Below are 18,021 nucleotides of genomic sequence, written 5' to 3'. Positions count from 1 at the left end.
GCCGATACTGCTGAAGCCCTTCGCAGCTGTGCAATCTGATGCTGTGCCTGCTTCGCGGCTGACGCCGCTCCTACAACGGGGGCGGCATTTCGTCGCAAGCCGGTCTCTTCGCCTGTGGCGTTAGAATCACCACATCTGCTGCACCCTTTCCCTGAGCCCGCCATGCCCCGTTCGCCGTTGCGCCGCCTGATCCTGCCTGCCGTGTTGCTTGCCGCGTTGACGGTCGCCGGCTGTTCGAAACAGGACGAGACTGGCACCGCGACGCCAACCCAGGCCAGCGCGCAGGCCGCAGCTGCAGCCAATCCAGCGGCCGCACCGCTGTTGACCGCATTGCAGAAACAGTTGGACGGGCATCGCCGCATCGTCGTGTTGCTGGCCGACGAGGCACAGCAATCGCCAGCCGACCGCCAGACTTCAAGTCGTATCGGCCAACAGCTGTTCCACGACGGGCTGGAGCAGCGTCAGGCCATTGCCGCGCAGTTCGACGCCTTGCTGCGTGACCCGAATCCGCAGCGCTTCGCTACCCTGGGCACGGTGCTGGACTACATTGAATCCTCGCCCGAGCTCTACGACGCCGATCGCTTGGCCTTCCGCGAAATACTGCGCGAACTGCATCAACGCGTCGGTGCGGATTCCTCGCTGCCAGCCGTAAAGCTGCACCAGCGCATCGGCGAAGACCTGGACGCGCTCGACGAGATCGAGCGCAACTACAACCAGGAACTGACCCGCATCTTCAGCCGCTTCGAGCGCACCCGCGCCATCGAGCTCAAGCGTGAGAAGTGGGACGACTATGTCGCCCACCTCAACACGCTGTACAAGCGCGACGCCATCCTGCGCGACTTTGGCGTGATCGAGCCCTACCCGATGTCGATGCAGGACAGCGACCGCGAAATCTTCGGCCGTGACCTGCCGGCCAAGACCGTCGTGCTGACCTTCGACGATGGCCCGCACAAGGCGTACACCGATGAAGTCGTCGCCATCCTGCAGCGCTACGACGTGCCGGGTGTGTTCTTTGAAGTGGGCCGCAACCTCGGTGCGGTCGAGGCCGATGGCAAGGTCAAGCTCGGGCCGATGGCGGGCATCAGCCGCAACCTGATGGAGCACGGCTATGCGGTCGGCAACCACAGCCTGACCCACGCGCAGCTTTCGCGCACCACCGGCGATGCGCTGCGCCAGCAGGTGCTCGATACCGATACCTTGCTCAAGGGCGTGGATGCCAAGCGCGCGCCGCTGTTCCGCTTTCCGTATGGGGCGCGCAACGCCGAAGGCCTGCAGCTGCTCAACGAAGCTGGCCTGAAATCCATCATGTGGAACATCGACTCGATGGACTGGGCCGACCCGGTGCCCGAGTCCATCGTGCAGCGCGTGGTCGACCAGGTGCAGAAGGAACAGCGCGGCATCATCCTGTTCCATGACATCCACGACCGCGCGGTGAAAGCGCTGCCGCAGATCCTCGACAAGCTGATCGCCGATGGTTACCAGTTCGCCGGCTGGAATGGCCGTGATTTCAGTGTCAGCCGTGCGCGCAAGGGTGTGGTCGCCGATACCACCGTCACCACCGGCTACGAAAAATCCTGGGCGATCGTCATTGGCATCGATGACTACGCCAAGTGGCCCAAGCTCGAGTACGCCGGCCGCGACGCGCAGTCCATCGCCGATACGCTGACCGGCCAGTTCGGCTTCCCGTCCTCGCAGGTGATCGTGCTGAAGAACCAGCAGGCCACCCGCAACAACATTCTGGCCGCCTTCCACGACCGCCTGGCCGATGAGCGCACCGGCAAGAACGACCGCGTGTTCGTGTTCTTCGCCGGCCATGGCGCGACCCGCCAGCTCGCCTCCGGCCGCGACCTCGGCTACATCATTCCGGTGGACTCGGACCCGAACGAATTCGCCACCGATGCCATCGCGATGACCGACATCCAGAACATCGCAGAGAGCATGCAGGCCAAGCACGTGCTGTTCGTGATGGATGCCTGCTACAGCGGTCTGGGGCTGACCCGCGGCGGCAGTTCGTCATCGTTCCTGCGCGAGAACGCTCGCCGCAGCGCGCGGCAGATGCTGACCGCCGGCGGTGCCGACCAGCAGGTCGCTGACAGCGGCCCGAACGGGCATTCGGTATTCACCTGGGTGCTGCTGCAGGCGCTGGCCGGCAAGGGCGACCTCAATGGCGATGGCCTGATCACCGGCACCGAATTGGCCGCGTATGTGGCGCCTGCGGTGTCGGCGGTATCGCGGCAGACACCGGCCTTTGGCAGCCTGCCCGGTTCGCAGGGCGGCGAGTTCGTGTTCCAGGTGCCGGACAGCCAGGAATTCCTCAACGCCGATACCCGCCAGCTTTCGGCTGACGCCATTGCCCTCAACAGCCGCGTCGATGCCGTGCAGGACGCCAAACCTGCAGGCAGGACCGAAGCGCCGGTAACGGTTGCCGATCTGCAGGGGGGCAAGAGCACCCTGGTGGTGCCGGCCGCCGTACCAACTTCAGATCGCCAGCGGGCGCAGCAGGCCAACGACCGCGGCCTGCAGCTGTACCGCGAAAAGCGTTACGACGAGGCGGTGGCGCAGTTCACCGAAGCCTTGAAGCTGCGTCCTGATTTCGCCCAGGCGGCGAACAACCTCGGCTTCGTCTATTACCGCCAGCAGCGCTATGCCGAAGCTGCGCGCTGGCTGGAGAACACCTTGAAGATCGATCCCTCGCGCGCGGTGGCCTACCTGAATCTTGGCGACGCCTACTTCAATGCCGGCGACAAGGCCAAGGCCAAGCAGGCCTATACGACCTACCTGGAGTTGCAGCCGCAAGGCAGCGGCGCCGCCCAGGCCCGCGCACAATTGCAGAAGCTGTAAGCCATGAGCGACGTGTCCACAGGCCAGACCATTGTTGCCATCGCCAGCGGTGCTGCTGCCGGCGGTGTCGGGATGCTGCGTGTCTCCGGCCCGCAGTCACTGCGGATTGCGGTTGCATTGGGTTGTCCACAGCTCAAGTCGCGCCATGCCCATTACGCCAGGTTCCGCGATGCCGCAGGCGAGGTCATCGACGACGGCATCGCCCTGTACTTTCCCGGTCCGCGCAGCTTTACCGGCGAGGACGTAGTGGAACTGCAGGGCCACGGCAGCCCGGTGGTGCTGCGCCAGCTGCTGGCCCGTTGCATCGAACTGGGCGCGCGCCAGGCCCGCGCCGGTGAGTTCAGCGAGCGGGCCTTCCTCAACGGCAAGCTCGACCTGGCCCAGGCCGAAGCCATCGCCGACCTGATCGCCGCTGGCGATGTGCGCGCTGCACGCGCCGCGCGGCGTTCGCTGGACGGTGTGTTCTCGCGCCGGGTTGAAGAAGTGGGCGAGCAACTGGTGCGGCTGCGCATCCATGTTGAAGCGGCCATCGACTTCGCTGATGAGCCGCTGGACACGCTCGGCGGCGCGCAGGTGCGTGCCGGTATCGAACAGGCCAAGGCCTTGCTGGCCCAGCTGCGCATCGACGCCGAACGCGGCCGCAAGCTGCGCGATGGCCTGCATGCGGTGCTGATCGGTCCGCCCAATGCCGGCAAGAGCTCGCTGCTCAATGCACTGGCCGGCAGCGAACGCGCAATCGTCACCGATATCGCAGGCACCACCCGCGACACCTTGCGCGAGACCATCCGCATCGACGGCCTGGAGCTGGAACTGGTCGACACCGCCGGTCTGCGCGAAGGCGGCGATGCCATCGAACGCGAAGGCATGCGCCGCGCCCGCGCCGAGATGCAGCGCGCCGATCTGGCCATCGTCGTGCTCGATGCCCGTGACCCGGAGGCGGGCAGGGCAGCGATCGGCGATGCCGCCGCACAAGCCGCCCGCCAACTGTGGATACACAACAAGTCCGACCTGCTGCCGCAGTGGCCGCGGGAGTTGGGCGAAGACAGCATCGCCCTGTCCGCTGCCAATGGCCAGGGCCTGGAGCAGCTGCACGCACGCCTGCGCGAGATCGCCAGCCACGGTGCCGGCGAGGGCATGCAGGGTGAGTTCTCCGCGCGCCTGCGCCACGTCGAAGCGCTGGCCCTGGCCAGCGAACACCTCGATGCCGCCGACGGCCAGCTGCACTACGACCAGCTGGAACTGGCCGCCGAGGAACTGCGCCTCGCGCATGACGCACTCGGCGAAATCACCGGCCGCATGACCGCCGATGACCTACTCGGCAGGATTTTCTCGAGCTTCTGCATCGGCAAATAGTGCCGGCGTTGAGCCACCGGCCGGCAGCGGCCAGACAACCCAAAAGTCAGGAGGTAGGTGATGTTTTCGCACATCGTGGTTGGCGCAAATGACATTGAGGCATCCAAGGCGTTCTATGACGCGCTGCTGTCCACGCTCGGCGCAAAGCCGGGCTTCGTCGATCCCAAGGGCAATGTGGTGTATCTCCACGCCGGTGCCTTGCTGATCGTCGGCCATCCGCGCAACGGCGAGCCGGCCACGCATGCCAATGGCGGCACCATCGGCTTCAGTTGCGCCTCTCCTGAAGTGGTCGAAGCCTGGCACGCGGCAGGTGTTGGCAACGGTGGCATGAGCGTGGAAGACCCGCCGGGGCCGCGGCAAAGCCCGTTCGGCCCGCTCTACCTGGCGTATCTGCGTGATCCGGCCGGCAACAAGCTGTGTGCCACGCACCGTGCGGCGCAGGCCTGAGCATCGGCTTTCCCGACTACGGCGGCGTGGCCAAGAGCGCGCCGCCAGTTACTGACAGTTCTGTTTGCCGCCGTTAGGCTAGGCCCTGTTACGGGATTCCCCCGCCAACGGAGTCAGTCCAATGCGCCATTGATGCCACCGTCTTGATGACGGTCCCTACCAGTCCCTGCTGCCGCTGGCGGCCGGGTGCTTCGGGCATCGATGGAATACCGCATGACAAACTCAATTTCCGTGACGCTGGATGGCGTCGCGTGGCACACGCCCGATGGGCGCAGCCTGTTCTCCAACCTCAACGCACAGTTCGATGACCGGCCCACCGGTCTGGTCGGGCGCAACGGCGTGGGCAAATCCGTGCTCGCGCAGATACTGGCTGGGCTGCGCCAACCCAGTGCCGGGCACTGCCGTCGCATCGGTGAGGCCTACTACCTTGCACAACAGGTACGGCCACAAACAGGACAGCGCGTAGCCGAACTCGCAGCTGTGGATAAGCGTGTGGATGCATTGCGCAGGATTGAAGCAGGAAGCACGCTGCAAGCGGATTTCGACTCGATTGGCGAGCAATGGAGCCTGTGTGAAACCCTGCAGCAGGCCTTGGCTGATGCTGGCTTGCACGGCGTTGATGCCGATACACCTGTGGATAAGCTCAGTGGCGGGCAATGCATGCGCATCGCTTTGGTGGGTGCATTGCTGCAGCCGGTGGAGTGGCTGATCCTCGACGAACCCAGCAATCATCTCGATCACGCCGGCCGGCATTGGTTGGCCGAGCAACTGCAGGCGAGGAAACAGGGCCTGATCCTGGTCAGCCACGATCGCCTGTTGCTGCAACAGGTGGAACGCATCGTCGAACTGTCGCCGCAGGGGCTGCGCAGCTACGGCGGCAACCATGCGTTCTATGCACAGGCGCGCGCTGGCGAACGCGCAGCGGCCGAGGCTTTGCTGCAGCAACGTCGGCATGAGCGTCGCAAGGGCGAGCAGGCACTGCGCGAACAACGCCAGCGGCTGGAACAACGCAGCGCGCGCGGCAACCGCGAGGCCGCCAACGCCAATCAAGCGCCGATCCTGCTCGGTCTGCAGCGGCAACGCGCCGAAGCCAGCCTGGGCAAGGCGCGCGCGCAACTGGATCAACGGCAGCTGTTGTTGCACGACGCGGTGCGCGAGGCGCAGGCCGACAGCGAAGCCGCCGCCCCGGTGTTGCTGGTCCCGAACGTGCAAACCAGCGGACCGGAGTGGGTAGTGCGTTCCACCGGACTGCAGCTGCCGCATGTGGCACCGGCGTTGCGCATGCTGGACTTCAACCTGCGGCGCGGCGAACGCGTCGCCATCACCGGCGGCAACGGTCTGGGCAAGTCGACCTTGTTGAAGGTGTTGGCAGGACAGCTGCCTGCGCTGGCTGGTGAGGTAAACGTGCAGGTGCCAGTGGCTCTGCTGGATCAGCAACTGCAGCTGCTGCCGGAGCACAGCAGCGTGCTGGAGGCTCTGCGCCTGCGTAATCCGGGCATGGCCGAAGGTGAGCTGCGCAGCCGATTGGCCCTGCTTGGTCTGGATGCAGACCAGGTACAGCTGCCCTCGGCCCAGCTCAGTGGCGGGCAGCGGCTGAAGGCCGGCCTGGCCTGCGCGCTGTATGCCGATCCACCGGCACAGCTGCTGTTGCTGGACGAGCCCGGCAATCACCTCGACCTGGATGCGCTGTCGGCTCTGGAAGATCTGCTGCGGCAATACCAGGGCAGCCTGTTGCTGGTTTCGCATGACGAGGCGCTGCTGCAGGCCATCGGCATCAGCGCGCGCCTGCATGCCAGCGCCGATGGCTGGGAGTGGCAACGCAATCAGTGAGGCGATGTTCTTCCGCACGTCACATGCGGCCGTCATGCTGCGCGCCTTGTTTTCGAATTGGAGTAGTGACGGTGCGAAGCTGGGCCTGGTTGATGGCGGTGGGGGTTGGCGTGGCATGCTGTTGGGCAATGGACAGCTCAGCCGCGCAGACTTATCCCCAGGTTTCGGTGTACGCGCACCGTGGTGCCAGTGCACTGCTGCCCGAGCACACCCTGGCCGCTTATGCACAGGCCATCAGCGACGGCGCCGATTACATCGAGCCGGACCTGGTGATGAGCAAGGACGGGGTGATGCTGGCCCGGCACGAGAACGAGATCGGTTCGACCACCGATGTCGCCAGCCATCCCGAGTTTGCCAGCCGCCGCACCCGCAAGCTGATCGACGGCCAGCAGGTCGAGGGTTGGTTCACCGAAGACTTCACCGTCGCCGAGCTGAAGACGCTGTATGCGCGCGAGCGCCTGCCGCAGATCCGCGGCACCGCCTTCGACGGCCAGTTCCGCATTGCCACCCTGGACGAGATCATCAGCTTCCTGGTGCAACAGGCCGGGCGCGCCAACCGTGGCATCGGCTTGGCCCCGGAGATCAAGCACGGCAGCTATTTCCAGAGCATCGGCCTGCCGATGGAAGACAAGCTGTTGAGCACCCTGCAGGGCAACAGCTACACCAAGGTCGCGCCTATCCTGCTGCAGTCCTTCGAGACCGCCAACCTGCGGCAGATCCGCGGCAAGCTCGGCAAGGACAGCAATATCCGCCTGCTGCAGTTGCTGGGCAGCGGGAATGAAAAGCCAGCTGACGTAGCACTCACCGGTGGCAGCCTGACTTATGCACAGATGATGACGCCAGCCGGCCTGCGCGATATCGCCGCCTATGCCGATGCGATTGGCGTGGAACGGCATGCGCTGGTGCCGCTGGACGCGCAGGGCAAGTTGGCCGCACCTACCGCCTTGATTGGCGATGCGCATGCCGCCGGCCTGCAGGTAGTTGCATACAGCTTCCGCCCGGAAAACCCGTTCCTGCCGCCGGCATTGCGTCAGGGCGCGGAGAACGCGCGCAATCCGGAGGCCTCGGTGGCCGAGATCCGCGTCTATCTGCAGGCGGGCATCGATGCGTTCTTCACCGATGATCCGGCGCTGGGGCGACGGGCGGTGGATGGTGGTTCTTAAGCGCTGAAGAGCTGAAGAGCTGAAGAGCTGAAGAGCGACCCCTCCCCGGCCCTCCCCTTGCCTATGGCAAAGGGAGGGAGACAAGCGGCTGCGCTACGGGTTGTCAGATCGCCAAGAAACGCCCCCTCCCTTTGGCGCAGCCAAGGGGAGGGCTGGGGAGGGGTTAGCTCTTAGGCCTTTCAAGCTTCGCGGCCTATGCCGCTCCTGCAGGTTGATGGTTCGCTGGTAGAGCCCCTGCCGAGCATGGCTCGGCACTACCGTGCGGCGCTTAGGGCCGTTCGTCTGAATCCCGCCGCCGCAGCGGTACCACTACCTCATAGTCACGGCCTTCGCGCGGCTGCCACAGCACCGGCACATGGCCCGGTGCGGGCGGTTCGAGTTCGTTGTCGGCTTCGGCCAGCTGCTCGGCGTCTTCCTCGTCTTCCCAGCTGTAGCGTTTGCGTGCAGCGCGCGGGTCGACGTTGCGGAACAGCAGCGCGGCGATCACGCCAGCCGCAGCTCCGCCCATATGCGATTGCCAGGACACGCCCGGTTCGTGCGGGAGGATGGTGATCAGCATGCTGCCGTAGAACAGGAAGCCGATCAGGCTGGCGGCGATTGCCGGCCGGTCGCGGCGCAGCAGGCCGAGCACGAACACCAGGAACATCAGGCCGTGGGTCAGGCCACTGGCACCGAGATGGCGGCTGCCGGCCTCGCCCAGCATCCAGGCGCCCAGGCCGGAACCCAGCCACAGCAGGGGCAGGGCACGCAGGGTGGCTTTGGGATAAACACTGCCGGCCAGCGTGCCGAGAATAAGCAGGGCGACCGCATTGGCGCCCAGGTGTTCAATCGAACCATGTAACAAGGGCGCGCCAAGCAGGCCGGCCAGACCATTGGCTTCCAGCGGCGCTACCGCCCAGGGCCGCCAATCCCAACCGCTGCTCTGCAGGGCGAACATCGCCACCAGCAGCAGGACAAAGCCCAGGCTGATGTTGAACGCGCGCAGCACCCGGCTGCGGTCGTTGCGGGCAGTGGTGGCCGGCGTGTCGCCGGTGTCAGGCAGGGTTGGCGTGTCCATGATCAAGGGATTGCGGCGCCTTGGGCGAAAGCCAAGGGCGCCGCGCATGGGATCTGGCATGCCACCGGCGGGACAATCCCGCCGGTGGCACGTGGATCAGGCCTTGTGGCCACCCTTCGGCGGAATCTTCAGACTCAGGATCACGGTGGCCACCAGGACCGCGGCAACCACACCCAGCGAAACCGGTACCGGGATCTTGAAGATATCGATCAGCAGCATCTTGGTGCCGATGAAGGCCAGGATGACGGCCAGACCGTAGGGCAGCAGGTGGAAACGGTCGGCCATGCCGGCCAGCAGGAAGAACATCGCACGCAAGCCCAGCACCGCGAACACGTTCGAGGTCAGCACGATGAACGGGTCGGTGGTGATGGCGAAGATGGCCGGGATCGAGTCCACCGCGAAGATCACGTCGGTGACCGCGATCAGGATCAACACCACGAACATCGGGGTGAACCAGCGCACGCCATCCTTTTCGGTGACCAGGTTGTTGCCGCTGTACTCGTGGGTGATGCGCAGGTGCTTGCGCATGAACTTCAGCGCCGGGTTGTTATCCAGGCTGGGTTCCTCGCTGGCGGCGAACCACATCTTCCAGCCGGTGTAGAGCAGGAAGGCGCCGAACACGTAGAGCAGCCAATGGAACTGGGTAACCAGCACGGAACCGGCGAAGATCATGATCGTACGCAGCACGATCGCGCCCAGGATGCCGATGATCAGCACGCGCTGGCGCTGGGTCTCGGGCACCGCGAAGTAGCCCATGATCAGCAGGAAGACGAAGATGTTGTCGACCGCCAGCGCCTTCTCGATCAGGTAGCCGGTCAGGAACTGCAGGCCCACTTCATTGGCAACGGCCGCGCCCGCGGTCTCATGCAGGTAGTACCAGAGGCCGGCGTTGAAGGCCAGGGCCAGCGCCACCCAGCCCAGCGACCAGTAAATGGCCTCCTTGAAGGTGACCTTGTGCGGGCCACCGTGGCGCATCAGCACCAGGTCGATCAACAGCGCGGCAATGACGACGACGATGAAGCCGCCCCAAAGCCAAGGATTACCAATTGTCTGCATCATGGGAAAAATTCCGGTCGTGAACGGGGATAACTCGGAACCACAAAGGCCAAGAGCTGGACACGGAATCGGGGAGACCGGGGACAGAGCTTCGCCTATGCGGCGAAGGTCTTGCTCACAGTTCCAATGGCTGGAACTGCCGTTGCACCGGAGTCATGCGACTCGAACTGACGGCGACAACGTCTGGGAGCTACTCCCCTTCTGGGGCGAATAGTGCGGCCTGTGCCCATTACAGTCAATGAATACGCTGCAGGCAGGGGGCGGTGCCCGGCTACAATAGCGCCCATGAATACCCCACTCCCCGTCGTACGCCTGAAGAACGCGTGGCGCTCCAGCCACCCGTGGATTTTCCAGAAACTGGTCGAGAAGCCGACCGTCAAGCCCAAGTCCGGCACCATCGTCGATGTGGTCGGCGTGGACGGCGAGTGGATTGGCCGCGGCTTCTACAACGGGCACTCGCGCATCGCCGTGCGTATCCTGGAAACCAACCCGGACGTAGCGGTGGATCAGGCCTGGTTCGCGCAGAAGCTGGCGCAGGCGGTGTCGCTGCGCCGCGACGTGCTGAAGCTGGACACAATCTCCAACGCTTGGCGCGTTGTCCACAGCGAAGGCGACGGCTTGTCCGGCCTGGTGGTGGACCGCTATGACGACCTGCTGGTGGTCGAGTTCTTCGCCGCCGGCATGTTCCGTCACCGCGAATGGATCTACGATGCCCTGCGCGACCTGTTCCCGGGTTGCCGCTTCCACAGCTTCGCCGACGAACACGTGCAGAAGCAGGAAAGCTTCGATTTCCACGGCAACACCACCACCGAACCGGCAGTGATCACCGAGTACGGCATCAAGTTCCGCGCTGACCCGGCCGGCGCGCACAAGACCGGTTTCTTCGCCGACCAGCGCGAGAACCGTGAGTGGCTGAGCCAGCAGGTCGAAGGCAAGACCGTGCTCGACCTGTGCTGCAACACCGGTGGCTTTGCGGTGTACGCCGCAGCGCGCGGTGCGGCCGAGGTACTGGGCGTGGACATCGACCAGGACGTGATCCAGATCGCCAAGGGCAATGCGCGTTTGAACAACGCCAAGCCCAAGTTCGTGCAGGCCGACATCTTCCCGTGGCTGCGTGATGCGGCCAACCGCGGCGACCAGTACGACGTGGTGATCCTCGACCCGGCCAAGATGACCCGCGACCGCGACCAGGTCATCACCGCGCTGAAGAAGTACCTGGACATGAACAAGCTGGCCTTGGGCGTGGTCAAGCCCGGCGGCCTGTTTGCCACCTTCTCCTGCACCGGCCTGGTGGCCGAGGACCAGTTCCTCGACATGCTGCGCCGTGCCGCCTATTTCTCGGGCCGCACCATCCAGATCCTGAAGGTTGCTGGCGCTGGCCCGGACCATCCGTTCATGGCGCACGTGCAGGAATCGCGTTACCTCAAGGCGGTGTTCTGCCGCGTGCTGGACTAAGGCAAAAGCGACCCCTACCCAACCCGTCCGGCCCGAAGGCGCAGCCTTCGGTCGTTCATCAGGCCGCGCGCCAATGGCGCGCAAGCAGGCCTTCTTCACCCCCTTGGCTGCGCCAAAGGGAGGGCACAGCATCTCGGTAGTGCCGAGCCATGCTCGGCAGGGGCGTTACAAGCGAAAGGCTGCCCTCACCCCAACCCCTCTCCCGTGTACGGGAGAGGGGCCAAAGCGGTAGTGCCGAGCCATGCTCGGCAGGGGCCTTCCCGGTAAAGCTCCAGCCGAGCATGGCTCGGCGCTACAAAAAACTCCTCCATGCCGTCAGTCACTGGCCCGCAGCTCCGCTTGGGCGCTAAGGTCTGGCCTTTCCCTTCACGGTGAGGCCTCATGACGCTGCGTCCCCTGTCCCTGCTGGTATCCCTGTCGTTGTGCGTTCCACTGGCAGCTTCGGCGGTGGAGTTCAGCCCGGCCGAGCTGAGCAAGGCCAGCGCCTTGCAGCACAAGCTGCTGACCCTGGACTCGCATCTGGATACGCCGGCCAACTTCGGCCGCGCCGACTTCAACATCATGCAGCGTCACGACCACAACGCCTTGTCGCAGGTGGACTACCCACGCATGGTCGAAGGCGCGCTGGATGGTGGCTTCTTTGCCATCTATACCGACCAGGGCGACCGCAGCCCGGCCGCGCATATCGCCGAGCGCGACCACGGCCTGCAGCGCATGCAGGAAATCCACGAGATGCTGGCCGCCAACCCGGACAAGTTCCAGCTGGCACTGACGGCTGACGATGCTGCGAGGATCAAGGCCGCCGGCAAGCGCGTGGTCTATATCAGCATGGAGAACGGCAGCCCGCTGGTCGCCGACCCGACCTTGCTGAGCTACTACTACAAGGCCGGCCTGAGACTGATGTCGACGGTGCACTTCGCCAACAACGAGTTCGCCGACTCGGCCACCGATCCCAAGGGCGCCGAATGGAATGGCCTGAGCCCGGCTGGCAAGGCGCTGGTCAACGAGGCGGTGAAGCTGGGCATCGTTATCGACCAGTCGCACGCTTCGGATGCGGTGTTCGACAACCTGATCGAGATGATGCCGGTGCCCTTCATCCTCTCGCACAGCTCGGCCAAGGCGGTGTTCAACCACCCGCGCAACCTGGACGACGCGCGCCTTCGCCAACTGGCGGCCAAGGGCGGCGTGATCCAGGCCAATGCCTACGGTGGTTACTTGGTCGATGAAACCAAGAGCGCCGAGCGCAAGCAGGCCGAAGAGGAACTGGAAAAGCGTCTCGGCGGCTGGGAGAACATGACCATGGCCAAGGGCGTGGAACTGCGCAAGGCAATGGCCGAGCTCGACCAGAAGTACCCGCGGCGCAAGGCCACGCTGGATGATTTCTTCCAGCACTTCGGCCACATGCTCGACGTGGTCGGCCCGGATCACGTCGGCATCGGCATGGACTGGGACGGCGGCGGCGGCGTGACCGGCATGGAGGACGCGGCTGATCTACCCAAGATCACCGCCTGGATGCAGCGCCGTGGTCTGACCGATGCGCAGATCGGCAACATCTGGAGCGGCAATGTGCTGCGGGTGATGCGCCAGGCGCAGGACTACGCGGCGGCGCAGAAGAAGTCTTGATCGCGCGCTGTTGAATGCATGGAATGACGAAGCGGGCTCAGGCCCGCTTTGTTTTTATCCACATGTTGTTGGGGATAAGTGGGTTGTCCACAGGTGGAGTTGAGCCTTGAGGCTTTAGAGCTTTGAAGCAAAGGCACCCCTCCCCAGCCCTCCCCTTGCCTGCGGCAAAGGGAGGGAGCCGCTTTGCCCCCTCCCTTGCGCGTAGCGCAGGGGAGGGTTGGGGAGGGGTGCTCTTCAAGCAGAACCAACAACTCCCCAAAAACAAAAAGCGGACCGAAGCCCGCTTTTCGCCTTATCCACAACAACCTGTGGATTACTTGCTACGCCCCAGCACCGCATTGCGGCGGCTGTAGACGGCATAGACCAGCAAGCCAAACACGTTCCACGCCAGGAACCACAACTGGGTACGCATCGGCAGGCTGATGAACAGGTAGATGCAGCCGCCGATCGCCAGCGGCCCGACCACCCATGCCAGCGGCGTGCGGAAGGTACGCGGACGGTTGGGCTCGCGCTTGCGCAGCACCAGCAGGCACAGGCCGACCGCGGTGAATGCTGCCAAGGTGCCGGCATTGGCCAGCGCGGCGATTTCATCCAGGCGCGCAACACCGGCCAGCGCAGCCACCAGTACCGCGGTGAACAGGGTGATGACCACCGGCGTACCGGTGCGCTGGTTGACCTTGGACAGGCCACGCGGCAGCAGGCCATCACGCGACATCACGAAGAAGATGCGGCTCTGGCCGTAGAAGAACGCCAGCAGCACGGTCGGCAGCGCGATGATGGCGACGATGCCGATCACCAGCGCGGCGGTGCCATGGCCGAGTTCGCGCATGATCAGCGCCAGCGGCTCGGCGCTCTTGCCGAATACCGTGTAGCTCATCGCACCGACGGCGGCCAGCGCCACCAGCAGGTAGATGATGGTGCAGCCGACCATCGAACCGATGATGCCGATCGACAGGTCGCGCTTGGGGTTCTTGGTTTCCTCGGCTGCGGTGGAGATCGCATCGAAGCCGTAGAAGGCGAAGAAGATGATCGCCGCCGCCGCCATCACCCCGCGCTCGACGCCATCGGCGCTGATCGACTTGGGGAAGCCATACGGCATGAACGGCTGCAGGTTGGCGCTGTCGAAGGCCGGCAGCGCAACCGCGACGAACACTGCCAGCGCGATCAGCTTGAACACCACCAGCACGGCGTTGAGGGTGGCGCTCTCCTTGGTACCGACCATTAGCATGCCGGCGACCAGGAAGGTGATGACGATGGCCGGTACGTTGAGGAAGCCGCCTTCAACATGCGGACCGGCAGCAAGGGCCTGCGGCAAGGCCACGTTCCAGCCGAACGAGGTGTGCAGCCATTCCAGGAAGCCGACGAAGTAGCCGGACCAGCCGACCGCCACCGTGCTGACCACCAGCGAGTACTCCAGGATCAGGCTCCAGCCAACCACCCAGGCGATGGTCTCGCCCAATGCGCTGTAGCTGTAGGTATAGGCGCTGCCTGCGGCCGGCATCATCGTCGACAGCTCGGCATAGGCCAGTGCCGCACAGGCGCAGATCGCGCCGGCGATGATGAAGGACAGCAGCACCGCAGGGCCTGCCTTGTCCGCACCCACGCCGATCAGCGTGTAGATGCCGGTGCCGACGATGGCGCCGATGCCAAGCGCGACCAGATGGGGCCAGCTCAGCGTTGGAATAAGCCGACGGCCTTCTTCGTGTTCAGTGAGTTGGTCGATGGGCTTGCGCCGGAGCCAGGATTGCATGCGGACCTCACGGTTCGTGGTGGTTCGGGGAAGCGGCCGAGTTTGGCGTAACGCAGTGCAGCAAAGCTAGAAAAACCCGTCATTTGGCGCGCTTTTACCGCGAATGGATGTCAACGTGCCGAATTCGGCATAAAAACCATCGATCCAGGTCGGGCTGCGGCCCCGCCAAACGAGCTTATGCCGCTGTGGTGGCCTGCTGGCGGTCAGCCGCGGCCTTGCAGCAGCGTCACTCGGCTATGCCAAGCCGCAGCCCGAACACCACCAGGCAGACGCCAACCCCGCGCCGCAGCCACACGCCAACACGCGGATAGCCGGCCAGGCGGCGGGCGATGAACTGGCCGCCGAAGATCAGCACCGAGCACCAGCCGATGCTGAGGAGGGCGATCAGCACCGCCATCGTCGCCAGGGTCAGCGCACCGCGCTGCCGGACCGGATCGATGAACAGCGGGAAGAAGGCCATGTAGAACAGGATCGCCTTGGGATTGAGCACGCCGACCAGCAAGGCCTGGCGGAACCAGCGTCGCCCGTGCTGTACCGGCGCAGCCTCGCCTGCGGCTGCCGTCGGTTCACGCAGCAGGTTGATGCCGACCCAGATCAGGTAGGCCGCGCCGACGTAGCGCAGCGCGGCGAACAGCATCGGATGGGCCTGCAGCAGCGCCGCCACACCGGTGGCGGCGATGGCGATCAGGATCTGGTCGCCCAGCATCAAGCCGGCCAGGGTGGCGTACCCGGCACGCACGCCGCCGCGCGCGGTGGCGGTGAGCAGGGTGAAGGTGCCCGGGCCCGGCAACATCAGGAACAGGATCACGGCCACCACGAAGGTGCCCAGGTCGTTGATACCCATCCACGGCATGGTGATTCTCCGCGGGATCAGCGCGTGCGCTGCGTGGCGATGCGCTGCTTCACCGCGTCGATCAACGCTTGCAGGTCATCAAAACGCGGCACGCCGTAGCGGTCACCGGTGATGTCCAGGTTGCCCTTGCGCCAATAACCCGCGGGTGCCGCCACCAGCAGCTTGCCCGAGCGCGCATACAGGCCGAATTCGAGCAGAGTGATCGGGCTCTGGGTGCCTGGGGCGAAGTACATCAGCACGATGTCGGCCTGTTCCAGTGCGGCCAGCTCCCACTCCACCTGGCGGCGGAACTCGGGTTCATCCGCCTCGGCACGCCAGGCCGGGTTCCAGTCGGCGCGGCGTGGATTGAGCATCAGTACGCCCTGGTCGGCCAGCGCGGCCTGCACCTGCTGCTGCCAATCGCCCGCCTTGCCCATCTCGATGCTGCCAGCCAGGAACACCTTGGGCCGCGCGTCATTGGCGGGCAGGGCGTGGGGCGAGGTGATGGTCTGCGAGTCGCTGGCCAGGGCGGCCATCGGCAGCAGGCACAACAGGCTCGACAACAGCAGGGAGGGCAACTTCATGGTGGGGCTACGGCGGGTGGGGGTGCACATGATCGCAGATAGGCGCCGATGGCTGTTTTCGCCAGCGGTCGGCTGGTTGCAGGATCAGCTTCTGAGACGGGCAGGGCTACACTTCCCCCCATGCAAACCGAAACCCTGATCCTTGGCGGCCTGCTGGTCGTCGTCCTCGTGCTGCAGCTGCTGCTGTTGCTGCGTCGTAATGACAACACCGCGCTGGAAAGCACCTTGCGCGAAGAGCAGCGCAGCGGCCGCGGCGAACTGCGCGAACAGCTGGAAACCATGGCGCGGCAGCAGGACATCCGCATCGATGGCTTCGGCCGCAACCTCACCGACCTGTCCACCCGCACCGACCAGCGCCTGGACCTGCTGCGTGACAGCCTCAATGACGACGCCCGCAAGGGCCGCGAGGAGACCGCCAACGCCCAGCAGCTGCTGGCGCAGTTGCTGGGCACGCGCCTGCAGGATGTGCGCGGCCAACTCGACGTGTTCGGCCAGCAGCAGGAAGCGCGCATGGAAGCCTTCGCCCGCCAGCTGGCCGGCCTGCAGCAAAGCCTGGTCGAGGAAACCCGCAAGGGCCGCGAGGAAGGCGCGCAGGTCCAGCTGCGCTTCGGCGAGACGCTGAACCAGAAGCTGGGCGAGCTGACCCAGCGCAACGAGCAGCGCATCACCGAGATGCGGCAGACCCTGGAAGCACGCTTGAAGGACCTGCAGGGCGACAACGCCGCCAAGCTCGAACTGATGCGCCAGACCGTCGACGAGAAGCTGCAGAGCACGCTCAATACGCGCCTGGATTCCTCGTTCAAGCTGGTCTCCGAACGACTGGAGCAGGTGCAGCGTGGGCTCGGCGAGATGCAGCAGCTGGCGACCGGCGTTGGCGACCTCAAGCGCGTGCTGAGCAACGTCAAGAACCGCGGCGGCTGGGGCGAAGTGCAGCTGGACAACATCCTCGAGCAGACCCTGACCGCCGAGCAGTACGCACGCGGAGTGAAGCTGCGCGCCGACAGCGGCGAGATGGTCGACTTCGCCGTGCGTCTGCCGGGACGTGGCGATGCCGATACGCCGGTCTGGCTGCCGATCGATTCCAAGTTCCCGCGCGAAGACTACGAGCGCCTGCTCGACGCGCAGGAAGCCGGTGATGCGGAGGCGGTGCGCAACAGCGGCAACCAGCTGGAGCGCGCGATCCGCATCCAGGCCAAATCGATCAGCGAGAAGTACATCGTGCCGCCGTACAGTACCGACTTCGCGGTGATGTTTCTGCCGACCGAAGGCCTGTATGCCGAGGTGATCCGCCGCGCTGGGCTGGTGGATGCCCTGCAGCGCGAGCACCGCGTGGTGATCGCCGGCCCGACCACGGTGACCGCGCTGTTGAACAGCCTGCAGATGGGCTTCCGCACCCTGGCCATCGAACAGCGCTCGTCGGAAGTGTGGAGCCTGCTGGGCGCGGTCAAGAGCGAGTTCGGCAAGTTCGCCGGCATCCTCGAAAAGGCCGAGAAGCAGATCAACACCGTCGGCAAGAGCCTGGGCGACGCCAGCCGCAAGACCCGCACCATCGAGCGCAAGCTGCGCGGTGTGGAGTCACTGTCCAGCGACGCCTCGCAGGCAATGCTGGGTACAGACGATGACGTCGACGAAGCCGAAGACGAAAGCCCGACAGCGTAACGCCGAGCCATGCTTCAGCTCCCTCCCTTTGCCGTAGGCAAGGGGAGGGCTGGGGAGGGGTTGGCTCTTCGCATGTGTAGTGCCGAGCCATGCTCGGCAAGAGGCTTTACCGGTAATGCTTCAAAAACTGCCCTCACCCCAACCCCCGCTCCGCGCTCCGGCCCTTGCGCTGGCGCAAGGACGTTCGATGGGCAGCGAACCGGTGGTTCGCAAGCTGCCCCTCTCACCCCGTGAGCGGGAGAGGGGCTGAAGCGGTAGTGGGGGGGGGGGGGGGGGGGGGGGGGGGGGGGGGGGGGGGGGCGCCCCCCCGCCCCGGGCCGCGCGGGCCCCCCACCACCCCCCCCCCCCCGCGCCCGCGCCCCCGCCCACCC

The 18,021-nt window shown here is 65.3% G+C and carries 13 protein-coding genes; 8 read left to right on the top strand and 5 right to left on the bottom strand.

The window, feature by feature from the left end; all coding sequences use genetic code 11:
• Positions 1-162 precede the first annotated feature (162 nt).
• The 5 genes from ACVOLI_RS17525 (at position 163) to ACVOLI_RS17505 (ending at position 7,634) form a co-directional block, all read left to right on the top strand.
• Positions 163-2,841 (top strand): polysaccharide deacetylase family protein, encoded by a 2,679-nt coding sequence (locus tag ACVOLI_RS17525; RefSeq protein ID WP_481615377.1) that lies wholly within the window; start codon positions 163-165, stop codon positions 2,839-2,841.
• A 3-nt stretch (positions 2,842-2,844) separates the two neighbouring features.
• Positions 2,845-4,194 (top strand): tRNA uridine-5-carboxymethylaminomethyl(34) synthesis GTPase MnmE, encoded by a 1,350-nt coding sequence (gene mnmE / locus ACVOLI_RS17520; RefSeq protein WP_481615376.1) that lies wholly within the window; start codon positions 2,845-2,847, stop codon positions 4,192-4,194.
• 60 nt (positions 4,195-4,254) lie between these two features.
• A complete protein-coding gene (locus ACVOLI_RS17515; protein ID WP_481615375.1) occupies positions 4,255-4,641 on the top strand; it encodes a VOC family protein in 387 nt (128 codons plus the stop codon).
• A gap of 213 nt (positions 4,642-4,854) precedes the next feature.
• Positions 4,855-6,471: an ATP-binding cassette domain-containing protein gene (locus ACVOLI_RS17510; protein ID WP_481615374.1), complete on the top strand. Its 1,617-nt coding sequence runs from the start codon at positions 4,855-4,857 to the stop codon at positions 6,469-6,471.
• A 128-nt stretch (positions 6,472-6,599) separates the two neighbouring features.
• Positions 6,600-7,634, top strand: a complete 1,035-nt coding sequence (locus ACVOLI_RS17505) for a glycerophosphodiester phosphodiesterase (RefSeq protein WP_481615373.1) — start codon at positions 6,600-6,602, stop codon at positions 7,632-7,634.
• A gap of 268 nt (positions 7,635-7,902) precedes the next feature.
• On the opposite strand, the gene ACVOLI_RS17500 is transcribed toward ACVOLI_RS17505, so the two are convergent.
• Both ACVOLI_RS17500 and ACVOLI_RS17495 read right to left on the bottom strand, forming a co-directional pair.
• The gene (locus tag ACVOLI_RS17500; protein ID WP_481615372.1) at positions 7,903-8,691 is read right to left on the bottom strand and encodes a rhomboid family intramembrane serine protease; all 789 of its coding nucleotides are present in this window, start codon (positions 8,689-8,691) and stop codon (positions 7,903-7,905) included.
• A gap of 96 nt (positions 8,692-8,787) precedes the next feature.
• Entirely contained in the window at positions 8,788-9,747 is a 960-nt protein-coding gene (locus tag ACVOLI_RS17495; RefSeq protein WP_296247417.1) for a TerC family protein, read from the bottom strand.
• A gap of 285 nt (positions 9,748-10,032) precedes the next feature.
• Between ACVOLI_RS17495 and ACVOLI_RS17490 the strand changes: the two genes are divergently transcribed.
• Both ACVOLI_RS17490 and ACVOLI_RS17485 read left to right on the top strand, forming a co-directional pair.
• Positions 10,033-11,202, top strand: a complete 1,170-nt coding sequence (locus tag ACVOLI_RS17490) for a class I SAM-dependent rRNA methyltransferase (RefSeq protein WP_481615371.1) — start codon at positions 10,033-10,035, stop codon at positions 11,200-11,202.
• 381 nt (positions 11,203-11,583) lie between these two features.
• Positions 11,584-12,825: a dipeptidase gene (locus ACVOLI_RS17485; RefSeq protein ID WP_481615370.1), complete on the top strand. Its 1,242-nt coding sequence runs from the start codon at positions 11,584-11,586 to the stop codon at positions 12,823-12,825.
• 313 nt (positions 12,826-13,138) lie between these two features.
• Here ACVOLI_RS17485 and ACVOLI_RS17480 read toward each other — a convergent pair whose 3' ends face one another.
• From ACVOLI_RS17480 to ACVOLI_RS17470, 3 genes are all read right to left on the bottom strand, one after another.
• On the bottom strand, positions 13,139-14,575 hold the full coding sequence (locus tag ACVOLI_RS17480; protein WP_481615369.1) for an amino acid permease: 1,437 nt from the start codon (positions 14,573-14,575) through the stop codon (positions 13,139-13,141).
• A gap of 226 nt (positions 14,576-14,801) precedes the next feature.
• Positions 14,802-15,428, bottom strand: coding sequence for a leucine efflux protein LeuE (leuE, locus tag ACVOLI_RS17475; protein ID WP_481549373.1), 627 nt, complete (start codon positions 15,426-15,428; stop codon positions 14,802-14,804).
• A 17-nt stretch (positions 15,429-15,445) separates the two neighbouring features.
• Entirely contained in the window at positions 15,446-15,991 is a 546-nt protein-coding gene (locus tag ACVOLI_RS17470) for a nucleoside 2-deoxyribosyltransferase domain-containing protein (protein WP_481615368.1), read from the bottom strand.
• Positions 15,992-16,111: 120 nt separating this feature from the next.
• On the opposite strand from ACVOLI_RS17470, the gene ACVOLI_RS17465 reads away from it, so the two are divergent.
• On the top strand, positions 16,112-17,650 hold the full coding sequence (locus tag ACVOLI_RS17465; RefSeq protein ID WP_481615367.1) for a DNA recombination protein RmuC: 1,539 nt from the start codon (positions 16,112-16,114) through the stop codon (positions 17,648-17,650).
• The last annotated feature ends 371 nt before the right edge of the window (positions 17,651-18,021 follow it).

This window comes from Stenotrophomonas sp. STEN029 (assembly GCF_056760015.1).
The sequence above is the reverse complement of the archived record's forward strand: the minus strand, read 5'-3'. Positions and strand labels throughout refer to the sequence as shown.